17 protein-coding genes are annotated in these 20488 nt (G+C 46.5%); 12 read left to right on the top strand and 5 right to left on the bottom strand.

What is annotated here, in order from left to right; genetic code table 11:
- Nucleotides 1-97: 97 nt before the first annotated feature.
- Together G493_RS0114265 and G493_RS0114260 are read right to left on the bottom strand one after the other, a co-directional pair.
- Complete coding sequence (locus G493_RS0114265) at nucleotides 98-1453, bottom strand: sigma-54-dependent transcriptional regulator (protein ID WP_028580944.1); 1356 nt, start codon at nucleotides 1451-1453, stop codon at nucleotides 98-100.
- Between the two features lie 12 nt (nucleotides 1454-1465).
- Nucleotides 1466-2905 carry a sensor histidine kinase gene (locus tag G493_RS0114260; protein ID WP_028580943.1) on the bottom strand — a complete coding sequence of 480 codons (1440 nt, stop codon included), beginning with the start codon at nucleotides 2903-2905 and terminating at the stop codon, nucleotides 1466-1468.
- Between the two features lie 442 nt (nucleotides 2906-3347).
- Here G493_RS0114260 and G493_RS0114255 point away from each other — a divergent pair, with 442 nt between their 5' ends.
- The 8 genes from G493_RS0114255 to G493_RS0114220 all read left to right on the top strand — a co-directional run bounded on the left by G493_RS0114255 (nucleotide 3348) and on the right by G493_RS0114220 (nucleotide 10075).
- Nucleotides 3348-3920, top strand: a complete 573-nt coding sequence (locus tag G493_RS0114255) for a class I SAM-dependent methyltransferase (RefSeq protein WP_035274535.1) — start codon at nucleotides 3348-3350, stop codon at nucleotides 3918-3920.
- Nucleotides 3921-3995: 75 nt separating this feature from the next.
- The gene (locus G493_RS0114250) at nucleotides 3996-4706 is read left to right on the top strand and encodes a CsgG/HfaB family protein (protein ID WP_051309314.1); all 711 of its coding nucleotides are present in this window, start codon (nucleotides 3996-3998) and stop codon (nucleotides 4704-4706) included.
- A complete protein-coding gene (locus tag G493_RS0114245; protein ID WP_051309310.1) occupies nucleotides 4699-5070 on the top strand; it encodes a DUF4810 domain-containing protein in 372 nt (123 codons plus the stop codon). The genes G493_RS0114250 and G493_RS0114245 overlap by 8 nt, the downstream gene beginning before the upstream one ends.
- Nucleotides 5063-5710: a DUF799 domain-containing protein gene (locus tag G493_RS0114240; protein ID WP_028580939.1), complete on the top strand. Its 648-nt coding sequence runs from the start codon at nucleotides 5063-5065 to the stop codon at nucleotides 5708-5710. The genes G493_RS0114245 and G493_RS0114240 overlap by 8 nt, the downstream gene beginning before the upstream one ends.
- Nucleotides 5711-6021: 311 nt before the next feature.
- Nucleotides 6022-6792 carry a DeoR/GlpR family DNA-binding transcription regulator gene (locus G493_RS0114235; protein ID WP_028580938.1) on the top strand — a complete coding sequence of 257 codons (771 nt, stop codon included), beginning with the start codon at nucleotides 6022-6024 and terminating at the stop codon, nucleotides 6790-6792.
- Nucleotides 6793-7206: 414 nt separating this feature from the next.
- Nucleotides 7207-8109 carry a pirin family protein gene (locus tag G493_RS0114230; RefSeq protein WP_028580937.1) on the top strand — a complete coding sequence of 301 codons (903 nt, stop codon included), beginning with the start codon at nucleotides 7207-7209 and terminating at the stop codon, nucleotides 8107-8109.
- A gap of 704 nt (nucleotides 8110-8813) precedes the next feature.
- The gene (locus G493_RS34660; RefSeq protein ID WP_051309309.1) at nucleotides 8814-9665 is read left to right on the top strand and encodes a collagen-like protein; all 852 of its coding nucleotides are present in this window, start codon (nucleotides 8814-8816) and stop codon (nucleotides 9663-9665) included.
- Nucleotides 9666-9832: 167 nt separating this feature from the next.
- Entirely contained in the window at nucleotides 9833-10075 is a 243-nt protein-coding gene (locus tag G493_RS0114220; protein WP_028580936.1) for a pirin-like C-terminal cupin domain-containing protein, read from the top strand.
- A 181-nt stretch (nucleotides 10076-10256) separates the two neighbouring features.
- On the opposite strand, the gene G493_RS0114210 is transcribed toward G493_RS0114220, so the two are convergent.
- Both G493_RS0114210 and G493_RS0114205 read right to left on the bottom strand, forming a co-directional pair.
- Entirely contained in the window at nucleotides 10257-11468 is a 1212-nt protein-coding gene (locus tag G493_RS0114210) for an SLC13 family permease (RefSeq protein WP_035274555.1), read from the bottom strand.
- A gap of 195 nt (nucleotides 11469-11663) precedes the next feature.
- Nucleotides 11664-12044, bottom strand: a complete 381-nt coding sequence (locus G493_RS0114205) for a hypothetical protein (RefSeq protein ID WP_028580934.1) — start codon at nucleotides 12042-12044, stop codon at nucleotides 11664-11666.
- 913 nt (nucleotides 12045-12957) lie between these two features.
- On the opposite strand from G493_RS0114205, the gene bchE reads away from it, so the two are divergent.
- Nucleotides 12958-14490, top strand: coding sequence for a magnesium-protoporphyrin IX monomethyl ester anaerobic oxidative cyclase (bchE, locus tag G493_RS0114195; protein WP_028580933.1), 1533 nt, complete (start codon nucleotides 12958-12960; stop codon nucleotides 14488-14490).
- A gap of 286 nt (nucleotides 14491-14776) precedes the next feature.
- On the opposite strand, the gene G493_RS0114190 is transcribed toward bchE, so the two are convergent.
- Nucleotides 14777-15286, bottom strand: coding sequence for an LptA/OstA family protein (locus G493_RS0114190; RefSeq protein ID WP_028580932.1), 510 nt, complete (start codon nucleotides 15284-15286; stop codon nucleotides 14777-14779).
- A gap of 955 nt (nucleotides 15287-16241) precedes the next feature.
- Between G493_RS0114190 and glpA the strand changes: the two genes are divergently transcribed.
- Genes glpA through glpC form a run of 3 tightly spaced genes read left to right on the top strand, consistent with a single transcriptional unit; the run spans nucleotide 16242 to nucleotide 20388 of the window.
- Nucleotides 16242-17861 carry an anaerobic glycerol-3-phosphate dehydrogenase subunit A gene (gene glpA / locus G493_RS0114185; protein WP_035274532.1) on the top strand — a complete coding sequence of 540 codons (1620 nt, stop codon included), beginning with the start codon at nucleotides 16242-16244 and terminating at the stop codon, nucleotides 17859-17861.
- A 12-nt stretch (nucleotides 17862-17873) separates the two neighbouring features.
- Complete coding sequence (glpB, locus tag G493_RS0114180) at nucleotides 17874-19142, top strand: glycerol-3-phosphate dehydrogenase subunit GlpB (protein ID WP_028580930.1); 1269 nt, start codon at nucleotides 17874-17876, stop codon at nucleotides 19140-19142.
- On the top strand, nucleotides 19123-20388 hold the full coding sequence (gene glpC / locus G493_RS0114175; protein WP_028580929.1) for an anaerobic glycerol-3-phosphate dehydrogenase subunit GlpC: 1266 nt from the start codon (nucleotides 19123-19125) through the stop codon (nucleotides 20386-20388). The genes glpB and glpC overlap by 20 nt, the downstream gene beginning before the upstream one ends.
- Nucleotides 20389-20488: the final 100 nt, after the last annotated feature.

Below are 20488 nucleotides of genomic sequence, written 5' to 3'. Positions count from 1 at the left end.
CGCACTTCTGCTGGTAAAAACACAGCCCACGTGAAAAGTTACCCTACAGTGAGCTTGCAGCACCATACCTGCGGGCTCCTGCCCTATGCGAGTCCGTTTATCCCGGCTGGTCAAGACCATAGCGTTTAATTTTACGCCACAGGGACACCCGGTCAATCTGCAGAATTTTTGCTGCCTTGGATTTATTGCCTTCAACCTCATCAAGCACCTGCAGAATATATTGTTTCTCGTGTTCTTCAAGGGACGGCCAGTCGGTAACGCCATCATTTTGAGGAACAAACGTATCTGCGATGAAACTCTCACCAGTTACAGAGGCCAGAACATCGCCACTGTTGGGGAGTAAAAGCCGTTGTGCAATATTTTCCAACTCGCGAATATTACCTGGATACTGATAAGCAAGAAGGCTGTCCATGACCTCCCTGGATATTTTGGGAATCGCAGAAATATTAGGAGCATGTTTAGCGAGAAAATGGTTGATCAGCAGCGGAATGTCTTCCCTGCGCTCGGCCAGGGAAGGTACCTGGATGGCCAGGACGTCCAGGCGATAAAAAAGATCCTGACGAAAACTCCCTTCCTGGGATTCTTTCTTCAAATCCTTATTAGTGGCTGCCAGTATCCGGACATCCACGGATATTTCCTTGGTTCCACCAACCCGGCGAAAAGTCCGTTCCTGGAGAACACGGAGCAATTTAACCTGCATGGCAAGGCACAATTCTCCGATTTCATCAAAAAATACAGTTCCGCCATCAGCCAGCTCAAGCAAACCTTTTTTCACTTGCGAAGCACCGGTAAACGCGCCCTTTTCATGGCCGAAAAGTTCAGAAGTGATCAGTTCTTCGGTAAACGCGCCACAGTTGAAAGCCACAAATCGTTGTGATGCCCTGGGACTGAGCTCATGGATGACTTTGGCTACCAACTCCTTACCGGTTCCCGTTTCTCCCTGTATCAAGACGTTACAGTCAAGCTGTGCAACCTGCTTTATGGTTTCTTTAAGGAGCTGGGTGGTTGGACAGTTTCCGATAATTTTCGTTGCTCCGGACTGCGCGGCGACCTGCTGTCGCAGACGCATAATTTCCAGCTTAAGCCCCCTTTTCTCCAGGGCCTTTTGGACCAGAACCATGAGCTCATCAATCTGAACGGGCTTAGCCAGATAATAATAGGCGCCTTTGCGCATGGCCTCAACAGCAGTATCAATGGTAGCATACCCGGTAATGACAATGACCTCTGTATCCGGCCAGAGTGATTTTGCTGTCGTTAATACAGCCATGCCATCCTGCCCCTGCATTCGCAGGTCGGTAAGAATCAGGGCATATTCCTGTTTTTTTAAGAGGCCGATAGCCTGGTCACCGTTTTCCGCTGAAGCAACCTCATAGAGCCCGTCTTTTTGCAACATATAAACGATATTGTCCCGGGCGATGGGTTCGTCATCTACAACAAGTATTTTCAACTCCATGGTCTCTGCAGTCTACTCCCTGCTCATCTCAGTATGCATGGGAAGAGTAATGAGAAAGGTTGTTCCCTCTCCCCGGGCGCTTTCAACGGTGATTTCGCCGTTATGCTTTTGAATGATACCATAGGTGATAGACAGTCCGAGACCTGTACCCATGCCCTCATCCTTGGTCGTGAAAAACGGATCAAACAAACGATCCCGAATTTCTTTCGAAACCCCATCGCCACTATCGTGAACACTGATTACCGTATTTTTTCCATCAGGAGAAATCCGGGCAGAAATATCAATAGAACCGGGACCATGAATAGCCTGGCAGGCATTGATGATTAGATTGAGAAAAACCTCCTGCATACGTTGGGAGTCCATGGGTAAATTCAGCTTACGGGGAACTTCAACAGACACCTTGATAGAGGCTGGAACCTGACTGCGGACCAGCTGAACCGCCCTGTTAATGATATCCTTCAGGTTTTCCATACGCAGGGTAAATTCTTTTTCCCTGGCAAACTCCAGCAGACTGAGAACGATGCCACGGGCACGGGAAGTTTCCTGATCAATATTTTTCAACATCTGTTTAATGAAATCAGGGTCTGATGTATCGAAATCGCTGCGGGCTATCTGACAAGAAGTATAAATATTATTAAGTGGATTATTCAGCTGATGGGCAATACCTGCGCTCAGGGTACCTATGGAAGACAATTTTTGCGACTGAACCAGCTGATCCTGTCTCCGCTCCAGTTCCCCGACCATGGTATTGAACGCTTCCAATACCTGCTGCATCTCGTCACGGGTATTCAGCACAGAGACTTTTTTAAATTCGCCCTTGGCTATGGACCGGGTGGCCTCTTTAATAATCTGGAGCGGACGCAACACATTGAACGACATAAGAATGGGAATAATAATTCCTATGAGTAGGGCGACCAAAGACCAGATAACCAACTGCCTGGAAAGCTCCCCTAAAATTGACTGGATCTGCGAATGCTCAAACCCCACAAGCTTGTCACTCAGCTCCACCATTTCCTGTCCATAGGCTCTGATATTATCCGTTAGTTCCCCCTGCTCGATGACATAGGTTTCATAGAATCCCCTTGATAATTCCGCCATGGCTTCCTGATACTTTTCAAGCGTCTGTTTCAACTGACGAAAGAGAGGCTGAGCCTTTAATTTTGCTCCGCTGGCTTCCATATGCTCAACGCTTGCGATCCCATCTTTAAGATGATGTTTGTTACTTTCCAGAGCTTCGGTGGTTTCATACAGGAAAAAATTCTTTTCATACCTTCGTATTTCCAACACCACATTATTCAGGCCATAGGCAAGCTCTATGACCTCCAGCTTTTCAGAAACCGTTTTTAAATCTTTTTGAGAAATAACGAACATGGACAGGAGACCAAACACATAGCATCCTATGATTATAAGAATCTTCTGGCCAAGACTTATGGAAAAGGGAAATTTTATCATGGGTGCTGGAAAAGGACTTCAGTATTAAGGTGAAAATGAATTCAAACGCATCAGGACAACATTGTCATTCTCTATAAAAGAGAGAAGCGGAATAATAGCATTGCTCAACAGGTATGGTGCTGGTATTATTTATCTCCATTCACATTCTATTCAGCTCTTTCTTCACAATTCATCAGACTAGAAAACACTTTCTCTCCAGTGTCGTCAAGGCTGATTTTAGGGTTGCGTAAAATAGGATACTTCATGCCGGAACTTTACTTGCGCACTGATATCCTGAAAAATACTTAAGCACCCGACCGTAAAGTTGCTGTTTTCATAAGTAGTCACAGGCTTCCAGTAGATATGAGTTGCCCAACTCTTTTCCTGCCAGTGACTCACCAGGCTTGTCGGGGGCCGGGAATCCCTCAAAGCAGTTACAGATATTCTATAATAAGGAGTTTTCATGAAAGGCTTCGAATCTGATAATAGTATCTGCAGTCACCGTTACGCCTTCACCCTCGATAATATTTTTCGACGAATGCTTCAACCACCCGGAAAAATGGTGGGACAATATATAACGCAGGGGGATACAATTATAGACCTGGGCTGCGGCCCTGGTTTTTTCACCCTTCCCATGGCTGAAATGACAGGAGAACATGGCAAGGTGATTGCCGTTGACCTTCAGGCGGAAATGCTGAGCATTGTAGACAAAAAACTCACCAATACAGCACTGAGAAAACGGGTTTTCCTCCACCAGTGCCAGCCACATAGCCTGGATCTATCCCCAGACATACAGGCAGATTTTATTCTGGCATACTATATGGTGCATGAAACTCCAGACCAACAGATATTCTTTCGACAGGTGCAACAGGCCTTGCGCAAGGGAGGGAAAATGCTGGTGGTTGAACCACATTTTCATGTCAATTACACCGCTTTTGGTAAAAGCATTGATACAGCATTGGAAAATGGTTTTTCCCTGGTTGATCGACCAAGAGGCAAAGGGGGAAAAAGCGCTCTTCTTGCAAAAACACAATAATAATGGCACTGTGATCAGATCAGAAAAATATCTTGACTCTCACAGAATAAGCAACCTATACAAATGGATAAAAGCATGACAGCACGATATCTTCATCTATTCAGAGCCCTGTTCGAGAAACCTTTTTGTATAATTTCATGGTTTGTGCTTGTAGCTATCCTGTCAGGATGTGCAACAGAAACAAATCAAGTGGTTCAGCCAACCCAGGTCACCTCTGCCAACACAGTGTATTACGGTGCCAAGACTGCTCTGGCTGTAGGTAAATTCGATAACCGGTCTGAATACATGAGAGGACTTTTTTCCGACGGGATTGATCGGCTTGGCAGCCAATCCAAGACTATTCTCATTTCCCATTTACAACAGACCGGAAGATTTAATGTGCTTGACAGGTCCAACATGGAAGAACTCGCCCGGGAAGCTGCACTGCAAGGAACCAAGCAAAACGTAGCTGGTGCGAAATATGTCGTAACCGGACAGGTGACCGAGTTTGGCCGCAAACAGATCGGCGACGTACAACTGTTCGGCATACTGGGTGCAGGCAAACAACAGAGCGCCTATGCAAAAGTGACACTTAACATTGTTGACGTAAAGACGTCAGGGGTTGTCTTTTCAGTTCAGGGAGCAGGTGAATATACGCTTAGCAATCGAGAAATTCTCGGAACAGGCGGAACAGCAGGGTATGATTCTACATTGAATGGGAAAGTGCTGGACCTGGCCATACGTGAGGCTGTGAATCATCTTGTTGAAGGCATGGAATCTGGCAAATGGAACCCTGTTAATGGCTGAAATAAAAGGTGTAATTCTACTCTTCTGTCTGCTTGCAGCCTTTCTTCTTTCCGGATGCGCCACAGGAAACAGGAATCTCTACCATTGGGGAAGTTACGAGAGCCAGGTGTACAACACCTATTGTGAGCCGGATGAGGCATCAGCCTCCAATCAGATTGAAAAAATGGAAGCTGATATAGAGGTAGCCAGATCAAAAGGGCTTCCGCTTCCCCCTGGTTTTCGAGCTCATCTGGGATACCTCTACTTTATGCAGGGAAAGTATGATTTGGCGACACAGTCGTTTGAAGCAGAAAAACAGGCTTTTCCCGAATCAGCGGCATTAATGAACCGTTTCATAACACAAATAAAGGGACAGGATGCGTAAAATCACAGGCCTCTTTTTGTCAACTGTTTTCATACTTTCCGGTTGCGCCACCCCCGGCCCTCCCCCTGATTATACTGCTTTTCGTGAACGCCACCCGCGCTCAATCCTGGTTTTGCCACCGCTCAACGAAAGTACTGATCTCAAAGCGAGCTATTCAGTACTTTCCACTGTGAGCAAACCTTTGGCAGAAATGGGATATTACGTTTTTCCAGTAGCGGTTATCGATCAATTCCTGAAAGAAAACGGAATGCCGACCCCAGGCGAAATGCACCAGATCCCACTTGACAAGGTGGATGAAATCATTGGAGCTGATAGTATTCTGTACCTGGTCGTCAATGAATATGGCACCAAGTATACGGTTGTAAACAGTGCTGCGGTTGTACAGGTAACGGCAAGGCTGGTTGATGTGAAAACCGGCGAAAGGATATGGAGTGGTCAGGTAAAATTGTGGGATGATGCGTCAGGCGGATCAGGAGACCTTGTAGCCATGCTCATCAACTCCGCGATCAACCAGGTCATTTCGCAGAGCACAGACCAGTCTCATTATGTGGCGGAAGACGTTTCCTCATGCCTGTTTATGACTTGTCCCAGCGAAAGGTTACTCTACGGGCCTTACCACCCTGCTTACGGAACAGATTAATATCGGCTCAATGGCGTTTGCCGCACTTCAGATATTTGCTCATCCACAGCTTTATTGCAGATCATGGTATATTCGGCAAAGACTTGTGCCCCTTCTATCGCTGTTTTTTTACCCAGAGAACATCAACTTGTTTTTAGGCGTATTCTTCAACATAATACACAGTATCATTTTCGAAGTTTGGAATAATCGCCTTTCGTTCGAAATTCAAATTGACTTCAACAGGTAATTACATAATAATTCCGCCAGATTCATTTAACAACCTTTCCCGTTAAACAACGGGCCAGACCTCCTGCAAATAGCTTCCGATAACAATGAACTACCTCTCAGAACGACAAAACAACATCCTTACCCTGGCCCGAGAACATGGCAGGGTCGACGTTGAAGAACTCTCGAAATCTTTTAAGGTTTCACCTCAAACCATAAGAAAAGATCTTAACGATCTGTGCGAGAGACAAATGCTTCAGCGGATTCACGGGGGTGCCATTGTCGGCTCAGGTATTGAAAACGTCAGCTATGAGGCACGTCGTCTGCTTGCCCCTGAGAGCAAAAAGGCCATTGGCAGAACTGCGGCGCAATTGATCCCGGATAAAAGTTCTCTTTTAATAAATATCGGAACGACAACCGAACAGGTGGCCCACTCCCTCAAGGACCACCACGGATTGCTGGTGATCACCAACAACGTTAATGCAGTTAATATCATGAAAGACTTTATGGGGATCGAACTGATCATCGCCGGAGGAGTGGTCCGTCGCATGGACGGCGGTATTGTTGGCGGGGCAGCGGTGGATATCATCAACCAGTTCAAGGTCGACTATGCGGTTATCGGCGTATCTGCCATTGATGAAGATGGCTCCCTGCTCGATTACGATTTCCGGGAAGTGCGGGTTGCCCAAGCCATTATTGCCAATGCCAGACACGTTATTCTGGTGGCTGACCTGATAAAACTTGACCGCAACGCTCCGGTCCGTATCGGCCATATCTCACAGATCAACACTTTCGTTACCGACGGGGAATTGCCCCAAAAATTGCGTTCAATCTGCCATGACCATGGGGTTAAAGTCGTGATCGCTTCCGGCGAATAGCGCTCAAGCATACCATACACATAATATTGCGTGAATTGTTCTTTTCTAAAGCAACACCGAACAGGGAGAAAAGAATATTTACGAACAACTTCATTTCTACCATCAATAGCGAGTTTAAAAGAGCCAGTATCTTTGATTTCGTAACTGAACACAGGGTTCGTCCGCCCTTGCTTTCACCTATATCATAATTGTATGTGATTTCAGGTGATTCAGATTTTTGCAAGCGTGATTATTCGCAGGTGAGCGTAGACTCCGTTAGCCTATCTATGCGGGCAATCATAATCATGCAAATATGGTGCACCTGTGATCACTTACATAGCTCAGACGGGTATCCCTTAAGAACTTCTTGTGTTTTGACTGGTAAGTTTACCAGTCCCATTTTTCTGACCTCATTATGCTACCGGAGGAAAACGCATGACCATTCGTCGCATCGCCAAGGTTTTTAAAAGCCAGCCCACTATCGAAGGTGCCGGTGTACATCTCAAACGTGCCTTCGGATATTCTCAAGTGCCGCAGTTCGACCCATTTTTAATGCTGGATGATTTTCATACCAGCCATCCTGAAGAATATCTCGCAGGGTTTCCATGGCATCCACACAGAGGCATTGAGACCATCACCTATATTTTGGAGGGGCTGGTCGAACATCGTGACAGTATGGGCAATGCAGGTGTCATTGGCGCCGGAGACGTTCAGTGGATGACCGCCGGCAGTGGTATAATCCATCAAGAAATGCCCAAAGAAAGCCCTACAGGTACTATGTGGGGGTTTCAATTCTGGGCTAACCTTCCGGCTAACCAAAAGATGACGCCCCCTCGGTATAGAGAGGTGAAAGCAACCGATATCCCGGAAGTTGTCTTAGAAAATGGTGTAAAGGTCAAAGTTGTGGCCGGTGAGGTAGCCGGTGTGAAGGGACCTGTACGTGATATTGTCATCGAACCGGAAATGCTTGATATAACTGTACCCCCAGGGACTATATTCTCTCATCCCTCTCCCGCAGACTATACCAGTTTTGTTTATGTACTCGAAGGAGCAGGCTATTTTGACGACTGTCGCGACCCCTACGCTTATGAAGTTGTGGGCCATGGCTGGACTGATATGGACCGTCGATGTACCTGCGAACCTGAGACGGTTGTGCTCTTTGAACGGAGTGGTGACACTGTTCAAGTGACAACAATCGAACAACCTGTCCGCTTTCTCCTTGTTTCAGGAAAACCGCTTAACGAACCGGTTGCCTGGTACGGACCGATCGTGATGAATACACAAGAGGAATTACAAGTTGCTTTTGAGGAATTCAATAATGGTACATTTATAAAGTAGTATAGCGGCCTGCACTACTGACTGTTCTACTTGTGGTCAGCGGTTCTCAAGGTAAAGCATTTTGCTTCCAATGAGTCTCTAGGTACCTCTTTTTAAATTTTGCTACAAGGTGTGCTGCCTTGCCTATGGGCTACCACAGAGTGTCTACCCCTGTTTTTTTCAAGCTGAGGTTGAGTTGTCATTAAATAACGGATTGGTTTTTCGATAAATCGTGATATAATAACCATTATCAATCGACATTAAAGGGAAAAAATGGCATCAAATTCACTATTAAGATGTGTGCCAGTTTGTACAAATAACCAAAATAATCCAGGCCGCTCATTCGTCCGTTACATTAAGACCATTCTTCTGAAATCAAGGGAGGATGCGGGGCAGCATTAGCAGATAACACCTTTATCAGGGACCGGAAACTGTCGCTTTCAGGTACTTTGGCATTGCTCATTTAATATGTGATCGAACAAATAGCGCCCGACCAATTATGACTCAGAACTAATTGAAATATCAGTATTTTTAACCCCGTAATCAGTTATACCAAACAACCACCGACGAAAAGTCGGTGAGGCTGAAATCGCGGACTCGCAAGGCAAGACGCCCCTGCAGCATGTGGTATCGGTATTATATCACCCAGACGAAACTATTGCATTTTGTATGACTTCTGTAGCGATATTCCATGATTGAAAATTATAAGCTAATTGCTAGCAGCAATGTTACCCCTTTCAAAAAAAATAAAGCTAAACATTAGGGGTAATCACGTTTCAATAACTTTAAAATTAGGTACAAATATGGCTATTCGATCATTTTTAGTTGGAGTCTTTCTTTTAGCATTATGTAGTGTTGCATACGCTGCGGTGGAAGTGTATGACAAGGATAGTAACCTAATCGGGTATTCAGTCAGTTACGCAAGCTCAACAATAATTATAATCACATCAAATGACAAAATCGTTTATTTGGACAATTTTGGGAATGTATCAACAGATAATATTAGATATTTATCGACTGATTGCACAGGAAGTCCTTACCTGATTGCCAACGCTGTTGGGACGATCCGAAAAAATTCTGGGAAATATTATGAAACAATTGGCACTACTCTTTTAAATACCTCGCAATCGTATTTCAGAGAAAGTGACAGCACATGTGTTCCATATTCTAACTCCTCGCAATATGTGCTTGAAGCGCAGGATATTACAGCCACAATAGGTACGGCTTTGCCCTTTACGTTGCCTGTTGCTGTGCCATACTCTCTGAGTGTAGTATTAACTGGCACTCCTGGACCTGAAGGACCTACTGGGCCTGACGGACCTGCTGGACCAGCTGGGCCGACTGGGCCTGAAGGACCTGCTGGAGCAACCGGACAGATTGGATTAATTGGCCCGATTGGCCCCACAGGACTAGCTGGACCGAGTGGACCTACAGGACCTGCTGGAGCAACCGGAGCGAATGGAGCGAAAGGAGATACAGGATCAATTGGACCAATGGGCACGACAGGACCAACAGGTCCCATCGGACTAAGAGGGCAAGCGTGCTTTTATCCAATAGGGGTACCGAAAAATAACTGAAGACCCACCAACTTCTAGTCGGTGGGTTTGAACATGAAGTTCTATAGCCCCCGCTGCTTGCGGGTTCCGTAGAAACGTTTGGTTGGCTATATACTATTATAATTGTTTATGTACTCGTAGGAGCAGGCGATTTTGACGACTGTCGCGCCCCCTACGCTTATGAAGTTGTGGGCCATGGCTGGACTGATATGGACCGTCGATCTACCTGCGAACCTGAGACGGCTGTGCTCTTTGAACGGAGTGGTGACACTGTTCAAGTGACAACAATCGAAAAACCTGTCCGCTTTCTCCTTGTTTCAGGAAAACCGCTTAACGAACCGGTTGCCTGGTACGGACCGATCGTGATGAATACACAAGAGGAATTACAAGTTGCTTTTGAGGAATTCAATAATGGTACATTTATAAAGTAGTAAAGCGGCCTGCAATAATGACTGTTCAAGGAGTCTTTGGGAGAATTGCTCTTTTTTCTCAGACAAGGCATTTTCAGAAAAAAAAGCACAGTTATCAAGTTGATATCGCAAATATTTTCTCTAAAAACAACTCAAATATGGAAAAAAAGAACTTTCTCCGGCAGACTCCTAGCATTTATCCCTAACTTATCCAAAGAAACAGGGTGGCAAATGAAGCAATGGTCACTGGAATGCCTACGCGGGCGTGATCAGCCACTCCTATTCTGACTCCAAATTTCTGAGCCTGTTCAACGACAATGAGGTTGGCAATACTGCCCATCAGAAACAAATTGCCAGCAAAGGTACTGGCCAATGCCAAAGTATACCACTGTCCTGGAACGTGCTGATCGAGGAAGGTGATAAGTAAGATAACAGCAGGGACATTGCTGAAGATATTAGATAAAAAAAGCGTTACCAGTGAAAGGATAGGCAATTGTTGCAAATTGATGCCTGTTTCCGAGAGATTCGCGACTATCAATTCCGGCAGGCCGCTGCCTTTGAACCCAGCAATAATAACAAACAAGGCGCAGAACAAGGTAATTAACTGCCAGTCAATCAATCCCATTATCTCTCGAGAATCGATACGTCGGCTACAAAGCAGAATTCCAGCGATGGTGAGTGCAGACAGTTCACGGGGGATCGGCGACAGAAAAAGTCCGACAAGCATGACGACAGCAAGCAGGCCTTTAGCTGTTTGATGCTTGTCAAACGACTGAAACGGCATTGTTTCAATAACTGATAGCGTGTTACTTCTGAATACAAGTCGTTTGCGATATAGTAACAGCACAATGAAATAGCTAACCACCAGGACTACAAGCGTTGGAATCAGACACCATTTGGAAAACTCAAAAAAATGCAAGCCTCCAGTCTGACCAATCAGCATATTCTGGGGATTGCCGATGATGGTTGCAGCGGAACCGATATTGCTGGCAATGGCCAGGGCCAACAGAAATGGAAGCGGATGCAATCCTGCCGCAAGCAGCCCTGTGGTAAGTACCGGAGTAAAAGCAAAGCAGACTATATCATTGGCCAGTAGAGCTGAGAGGCCGCTGCTGAGTAACATGACCATTAACAAGAAGAGTTTCGGTTTTCGGCAGAGGAGAATAATGGCTTGAGCAGTTAAAGTATAGAAGCCGCCCAACCTCAATTGCGCAGAGATAATCATCAACGAGTACAGGAGCAAGATAGTCGGAAGATCAATGACTGCCATAATGGAATCGGTAGGAACGCCGCCACTTACCACCATGGCAATGGCCCCAATGACAGCAACTCCAACGCGATCAATGGCCAGACCGGGAAGCTTACCGAGGGCAATGCCGATATAGGCCACAAGAAAGATGATAATAGAAGTCATACACACATGCACCATTGCTGCTGCTCAGCAATTGACCAGAACAATATAAGAAAAGTAAATATGTGCCTGTTAGTGACAACGAGGCATGTAGATTCTCTGTAACTGATCACAGGTACCCCACGAAGTCTCCCGATGGAATCGAAGCAAGTAAGTTCTCTGCCTACAACCTAATAGCGTGTTTGCAAAAATTTTATTTCACCTTGCCCATTGGTATCTAATAAAAGCCATACTTAGAGCGAACAGATAACCATAGAGAAACTTATCTAACCTTATAATATCTTGACCTTTTATTGACCTAATCATCCCCATAGTTGACATGATCACGCCAACCAATATAGGTATGAATATGAGGTTTAATAATTTATAATCAGGAGAAGTTAGTGATCTTGGAAATATAAGAAGACTGATCCCTCCTATAATACTACCAGTTACAAGGTACCCAACTCCAGCAACGAATGGATTTCTTTCAGAACGCCTTTTTTGAATCTCAAGAATTGAATAAAAACCGGTTTCAAATAATATCTCTGCAATTGTTTGAAGGATCAATTCTCCAATAATTTCAATTAGCACTTCCATTCATTATCCCATTTGGAAATTATCTGCATTTCCATTACCCGCTTTCGCAACACGAATTATAACTAATTCAGCACCCAGACCGTTGACACATATTTTTTCAAATCAGGATTCTAGACCGCACTAGCTTTCGTGCAAAATGACAGCACTACCCAAATGCTCAAATTTTACTATCAACAAGCTTCATTTTTAATTTGGTTGCCCCTATCTGTACAGGAGTAACCTTAATCATGCACACTTGACAAAAATCATAGATTGCATTTGGCAAGGTTAAGCCTGGAAGGCCTTATATCGATTATTCTTCACCGTTTAGATAGAGCGTGATGGCTGAGGGAGAAAAATCTAACGCTCCTCAACTAGCTGAAATTTACAACAGTTTCTTCAGGTTACCGTCCGTAAAAGTATACTTTTCATTAAACGAAACTATCCAGGATAAATACTATCTTCATGTTCGTCCAGCCAAACACCGCTTTGGGGTCCCGGGAAATGATAAATATCCAAAAATTGCGTAGGATATCGGCTTGATAACGTTACCCAGTTGAAAGACAAACAAAATTGGATAATGTATTTTTTCCGTGACCCTTATCGTATGACAGAGAAACGACCTTAAAAAACAGCCCGGTAGCGGCACACAGGCCATTTTGTTTTTCCCGGATGTTCTGCACACTCCGGATTCGTTGATTGTTCACAGACATTTCTCCTCCACTTCACATTATTTTCACACTTTTTTGTTAACGTTCTCTCAGTTGAAGGGCGAACTCGTGCAATTCAAGGATACCGGACAACAAAAGAGAGAGTTATGGCAACGGAGAAACCAGCGAGACTATAAATCATATTATCATCACGCCGATTCCAGCAGTGTTTTCACAAGAAAAGCTGCAGTGATATATTAAGAACTCTGAACAGATAAAGAAGTATGCAAATCCTAATGTTAAATGTCCCCCACCCGTCTATTGGCAGCAGCATCTCTGATCATCTGCCTCCGTTAGGTCTGCTGTCGATTGCTGGCCCGCTGATCGACGCCGGGTACTGCGTCAAGCTGATAGATGGCGAGATCGGCACCCGGTGCGAAAGAGAAGTGTTGGACAGGACTGAAGCGGCTGCCCCAGATATTGTATTGCTGGGACATTGTGGCTCGACTTCGGCGCACCCGGTCATTGCTCGCGTGGCTCAATCGTTGCGGCTACGATTGCCGGATGTAGTGATCGTCTACGGGGGAGTCTACCCCACATATCACTGGCGAGAAATTCTAGCTACCGAACGTTCCATTGATATCATCGTGCGCGGCGAGGGAGAACACACATGCCTACGAGTAATCAATGCACTGGTCGCAAACGATGATCTGGCCAGCGTACCCGGCATCGCGTATCGAAATGGGGAGGAGGTGGTTTCGACGCCGCGCGCTCCTCTCATCCAAAATCTCGATTTCTATCGTGTGGCATGGGAATTAATTGATCACCAGCAATACACATACTGGGGCGGGAGGCGAGCCATCGGCATCCAATTCTCACGGGGGTGTCCCCATCACTGCACATTCTGTGGCCAGCGAGGCTTCTGGACTCGTTGGAGACATCGCGATCCTGCTCAGTTAGCCATGGAACTCGCGCGCTTACATCGCGAACATGGAGTAGAGGTCGTAAATTTTGCGGATGAAAATCCCATTGCATCCCGGTCACAGTGGAAAGCCTTCCTCGAAGCACTGATATCGCAAAACGTGGAGCTCACATTAGTTGCGTCGGCACGCGCGGACGATATCGTTCGCGATGCGGATATACTGCACCTCTACAAGAGGGCTGGTTTTGAGCGGCTATTGCTGGGCACCGATAACACCGATGAAGAGACATTGATCAAAATAGCCAAAGGGAGCTCCACTGCGACCGATCGGCAGGCGGTCAGGCTTCTGCGCAGACATAACATCCTCTCCCTTGCAACGTTTGCAGTTGGGTTCGACGTGGAGACCGATCGCGACTACTGGCGAGCGCTGCGTCAATTATTAGTACTGGATGCAGACCAAATCAGCATCGTTTACGCCACCCCCCATCGCTGGACTTCCTTTTACAGTGAATCGAGTGAAAGACGTGTGATACAGCTAGATCTACGTTGGTGGGATTACAAGCATCAGGTGTTGGCGACCCAGTTGCCTACCTGGCGCGTCTTTGCATGGGTCAAGGTGATTGAGGCGACCCTGCAGCTCCGCCCCGCAGCGATACGTCGCACGTTGCGCCATCAAGACTTGCGACTACGTTCAGCGATGCGCTGGTACACTGGACTGGGACGTCAAGTCTGGCCCCGAGAGATTAGAAACTTCCTTTTCCGGGAACGACGGACAAACAATGGCCCTACGGTTCGAGAGCTATGGGGAGATCCACAGGAGCACGAAGGCTTTGCTATGGCCGTGCCTTCGATTAAAACGCAAGTCTCCATAAACTGCAAATCAAGGAACGAGTGACTCAAGGTATTACTATTGCCACATCAAATATCAAACGTACCCCTATTACATAACCTCACTTGTTGGCGAGACAGCTTTGGTTGAATTTTGATCATTCGTTCGTTGTATCTTCGCTAGGAAAACCTGGTAACGGATCACGGGGTTAACAACACTGACATTTCAACTAGTTCTAAGTCGTAACTGGTAGCAGGTGCTTCAGATTTGTGCAAGCGCGGTTTTCGCAGGTAAGGGAAGACTCCGTAAAGTACCTATAATCAGATTCCTGGCGCAGGAGAATACTATTTTTTCATTTAACGGTCATTCCTGATTGTTTGCCAGTGCAACTTTCAACTGTATATGATTTTGAATTCAGGAAATATGTAATGAGACAACCTCGCACTTCGTTGACTTCATTTTTTATAATTGGATTTTCGCTTAAGGTAACTTCTTGCCTTTTCTTGATATATTCCGCTTTATCTGAAAAAGTAGTGTATCCGTTTTTTAAATCGATTTTCACGTTCTTCGTAGCAATAATTTTAGATATTTGCTTGCTATTACTGCCGCTGTCGTTAGACGCAGTATCGTCTTTTTCAAAGAAGACGACCATTTTTTCACACCACAGTTCCATGTTTTCAGATTTTGTAAAAACATTTCCCGTAATCGTTAATAGATTTTCGTCGTGTAGCATCTCCCAGTAATCACCCTCGATATACATCTTTGACTTCCCGAGATACCCCTGAGCGGCATATAAAGAACAGGGGATTACGGCGAGAAGTAACAGTATGCCGGGGATTATATATTGTTTGGAGATTTTCATTATTTCCTCAGGAGTGTAATCAAAACAAAAACACATCAGATGACTGTCGTATAATGCGCATCCCACATAATGACTAATAATATCCTTTTTTTATCAATGCAAGCAAACAAGAGTAGCCGTTAAATCGCAACTGATAACAGATACTCCACGGAGTTTCCCGCTGGTCGTTTATCTCTTAACATGATCGCCGTTACCCGCACAGATAGCCTTTCGAAGTCTTCGTTTACCTATAAAAACCGCGCTTGCACAAATCTGGAGTACCAGTGGCCAGTTATGTTGAGTCTCTTGTTTTAGCGACTTTTCCTTTCTGATATAGTACGAATTTAATGAAAAATGGGCAAAAGATACCTTTCATTAATCTCGACAAATACACATCACTTCCCTAAGGACAATTATCAACCCTCGATTTTTCTTTCACTGAGATCAGCAATTGATCCAGCCCTGGAGCTTGTCACCCCGGAGCTCTCACAAATATATGCTGCAGTAGATGCGAAGCACCACATGCAGGCGTAGTGACTGTCTATCGAAGGCTGCGCGTATTTGCAAATATTTGGCAACAAAACAGATACCGCACACCATGCTCCCCTTAATAAACATTTTTTCAGGTAGTTAGGATAACCAACAGGTAACACTAACACTCTCACCTGATATGTACTTAGCCCAGATGTTCTGAGAAACGGGGCTGTTCATTTGCAAAATCTTCATCCCGAAAAATATCCAAAATTAGGCTCCTACAAGCCCTCCTGCGTAGCCGCTTATCTGCATGTGATCACTCGAAGAATTTTGCACGTTCAAATGAATCCTGTCGGAACAGTTGCATGCCCACAGGAGAAAATGTGAATTTTCCTGGCAGATAAATTTCGCTTTGTGTATATTAATGAAAAATATGAAAGTTAAATACGAAAGCCTTGAGCAGCGATAACATCGCATTAATCATCGACTTCTTATAACCACCATGAATACGAGCAAAGATTACGATGTGATAATTATCGGGGGAGGAGCTACCGGTGCCGGTACTGCACGGGATTGCGCCATGCGTGGACTGAGCGTGCTGCTTGTCGAGCGCCACGATTTGGCGACTGGAGCAACCGGAAGGAATCATGGATTACTGCACAGTGGCGCACGATACGCGGTGACCGACCACGAGTCTGCATCGGAATGTATCCAGGAGAATATGATACTGCGCCGTATCGCGAGCCATTGTGTGGAAGAAAATGATGGACTCTTTATTACACTGCCCGATGATGACATCGCCTTCCAGTCCCTTTTTATTGATTCATGCCAGAAGGCCGGAATCAACGCCCAAGCAATCGACCCGGATTATGCCAGGCTGATCGAACCTTCGGTCAATCCGGAACTGATAGGAGCTGTTAAGGTTCCTGACGGTTCGGTAGATCCTTTCAGGCTTGCGCTCTCCAATGTTCTTGATGCCAAAATACATAACGCAGACCTTTTAACCCACCATGAGGTCACAGGCATCATCCGTAAAGGCGATCGGGTTACCGGTGTGGAGCTCTACGATCACCAGACCAGAGCTAAAGTAAGCTATCACGGCAAAATTGTGGTGAATGCTGCGGGAATATGGGGCCAGCATCTTGCCGGGCTTGCAGGGGTGACGGTGAATATGTTTCCTGCAAAGGGTTCCCTGCTGATTTTCGGCCATCGGGTCAATACAATGATTCTCAACAGGTGCCGAAAGCCGGCCAATGCAGACATCCTTGTACCGGGTGACACTATCTGCCTGATCGGCACAACCTCCGAACGTATCCCCTATGACGAGATTGACAACATGTACGTCTCCACCGAGGATGTCGATGTTCTTATTCGGGAAGGGATGAAACTGGCTCCAAGCCTGGCCACAACAAGGGTCTTACGCGCATATGCAGGGGTGCGACCACTGGTTGCTGCAGATGATGACCCCAATGGCCGCAATATCAGCCGTGGTATCGTTCTGCTGGATCACCAGGAAAGGGATGGCCTTTCAGGGTTCATTACCATCACCGGTGGAAAACTCATGACCTACCGGCTTATGGCTGAGTGGGCAACTGACCTGGTGTGCAGGAAACTTGCTGTTGAAAAGCAGTGTGAAACCGCGGACAACCCTTTGCCTGGGTCCGAAAAGAATGACTTTTCCGTTAAATCAGCGACCCGTAAAATCTACTCCGGTTCACGCGTTGTCCAGATGTCGGCCCAGGACCGTCACGGCACCCTGGCAAGCAATATTGCTTCCAGCGACATGATGGACGACGCCATGGTTTGTGAATGCGAAGGCGTCTCCATTGGTGAGGTGAACTACGCGATCAAGGAATTGCATGTCGCTAACCTCATCGACCTGCGGCGACGTACCCGCGTCGGCATGGGGACCTGTCAGGGGGAACTTTGCGCCTGTCGCGCAGCTGGACTGCTTGGCGAGGCTCTGGAAGAAACAGTTCAGGCAAAAGATGACCTGGCCAACTTCCTCCAGGAACGTTGGAAGGGAATGTACCCGATCGCCTGGGGCGAAACGCTCATTGAGTCACAGTTTACCTCCTGGATCTATGAAGGAATTTATGGATTGAAACCAGAGAATAATTGACCCGGTGTTATTATGAAATTTGATACAGTTATCATTGGTGGTGGGTTAAGCGGCCTTACCTGCGGAATCAGGTTGATGGAACAGGGAAGAAAGTGTGCCATCGTTTCATCGGGTCAAAGCGCAATCCATTTTTTCTCAGGATCATTTGACCTGCTGAGCCGCGTGAACGGGCAAGAGGTGACGAACCCGCTGGAGAGTATACACAGCCTGCCATCTGAACATCCTTACCAGCGTGTAGGTCAGGCGAATATCGCCCGCCTTGCCGAGGAGGCCCCTCAGCTGTTGGACCGAGCCGGAATGGTCTTTGCCGGTACCGCAAAGCGCAACCATTTTGTGTTGACGCCAATGGGCACCATGAAGCCAACATGGCTAACCCTCGATGATTTCACCAGCTTTGCCAAGAATGACAAGCTGCCCTTGTCCCGGGCGACCATTGTAAACCTTCAGGGCTTTCTGGATTTTCACACCCTGTTCATCAAGGACGGCCTGACACGCTACGGAGTGGAGGTGCAGGTCAGAAATGTTGCGATGGCGCAGTTTGAAGCAATTCGTCGCAATCCGAGCGAAATGCGCTCATCAAACATTGCCAAAGTTTTTGACCAGGGTGATGCACTTGATCAATTTGCAGAAAAAGTCAATAAACTGGGTAAAGAGAGTGATGTCATTATCCTGCCTGCCGTGTTTGGCCTGTTCAATACGACGGTTCCCGCAGCCCTTAAAGCACGGATCAACAAACCTGTAGTCCTTTTACCGGCCGTGCCACCGTCTACTCCCGGAATCAGGTGCCAGATTCAGCTTCGCCAGCGCTTCCAGGAGCTCGGCGGTACCCATTTCCTCGGAGACATGGTCCGGGAAGGGAAGTTCAAGGGTAATCGGCTGCGCTACGTAAACACCAACAACCACGGTGATATTCAACTGGAAGCAGACCACTTCATCCTCGCCAGTGGCAGCTTCTATTCCAAAGGGATCAAAGCCGGTCCTTACGGCCTGTTTGAACCGATCTTCGGGCTTGATGTCGATGGAGAAAACGAACGGGAAAAATGGTTTGATAAGCAGGTGTTCAACAATCAGCCGTATATGCACTATGGTGTCAGGACTGATGCCAGGTTCCGGCCAATGATCAACGGTCAGCCAGTGGAAAATCTCTATGCAGCCGGTTCGGTACTGGCCGGATCAAATCCTCTCAAAGAAGGAAGTGGTGCAGGAATATGCCTGTTGACTTCGCTGCATGTCGCTGAACAAATTTTACAGGACCAGGACGATGAAGAAAGATACATTTGAGCCGTACAACATAAGTGACAATGATTTTGAGCAATGTGTTAAATGTACGATTTGCACCGTGTATTGTCCTGTGGTTCTGGTGAATCCCGACTACCCCGGACCAAAGCAAGCTGGCCCTGACGGGGAACGGTTACGTCTGAAAAACCCAGACTACTTTGATGAGGAGGCGTTGAAATTATGCCTCAACTGCAAGCGGTGCGAGGTGGCCTGTCCTTCGGGAGTAAAAATCGGTGATGTCATCCAGGCTGCCAGGATCAAATATGGTACCAAGCGACCTACGTTACGGGATGCCATTATGGCCAATACCGATTTGGTTGGCACTATGGCAAGTGCCTTTGCGCCGATAGTCAATACAACCGTCGCGCTCAAACCTGTTCGCCAGATAATGGACAAGGTGCTCAAGATTGATCATCACCGGATATTCCCGAAATACTCGGGCGAGAAGTTTGAGACCTGGTACCGCAAACATGCTGCCGCAAAACAGGATGGTTTCAAAAAATGCGTCAGCTACTTCCATGGCTGCTATGTCAATTACAATTTTCCGCAGCTTGGCAAAGATCTCATCAAGATAATGAACGCAGCTGGGTATGGCGTCAAACTCCTTGAAAAAGAGAAATGTTGCGGGGTTGCCCTGATCTCAAACGGTCTTGTCAAGCAGGCTGCCAGACAGGCACGTCATAATGTTCGGGCATTGCAGAAATCTATTGTGGAAAATGGACACCCGGTGGTTTCCACCTCATCAACATGCACTTTTACCATCAGGGATGAGTATCCCCATCTGCTCGGGGTGAATAATGAGGATGTGCGTGAGCAGACCGAGCTGGCTACCCGTTTTCTGTTCCGCCTGATAGACGGAGAAAAATTACAGCTGGTCTTTAAAAAGAATTACAGTGCCAGGGTCGCCTACCATACACCATGTCACATGGAGAAGCTGGGCTGGTCCATCTATTCAACCTCCCTGCTACAAATGATCCCCGGTCTTGAGCTGATGCAGCTTGATTCTCAGTGCTGCGGCATCGCCGGTACCTATGGCTTCAAGAAGGAGAATTACGAGACCGCCCAGGGAGTAGGTCAGCCTCTCTTTACCCAGATAGAAGAGGCAGATGTGGATTGTATAGCCACGGATTGTGAAACCTGTAAGTGGCAAATCGAAATGTCCACCACCGCAAAAGTCAAAAATCCTGTTGCGATTCTTGCCGATGCCCTCGATATTGAAGCCACGCAGGCACTTTGGCAACAGCAGTAAGGCGAAGAGCACGTCATCAGATGCAGTGGTCTCTTCCATCCCAATGGCCTGATTTAAGGCAGATGCTGATTTCATCGTGTAATGTGGGTCCGTTTCAAGA

The sequence above is a fragment of the Desulfogranum japonicum DSM 18378 genome (assembly GCF_000429945.1).
GTDB lineage: Bacteria > Desulfobacterota > Desulfobulbia > Desulfobulbales > Desulfobulbaceae > Desulfogranum > Desulfogranum japonicum.
Note: the sequence above shows the minus strand (reverse complement) of the source record. Positions and strands in the feature narration are given on the sequence as shown.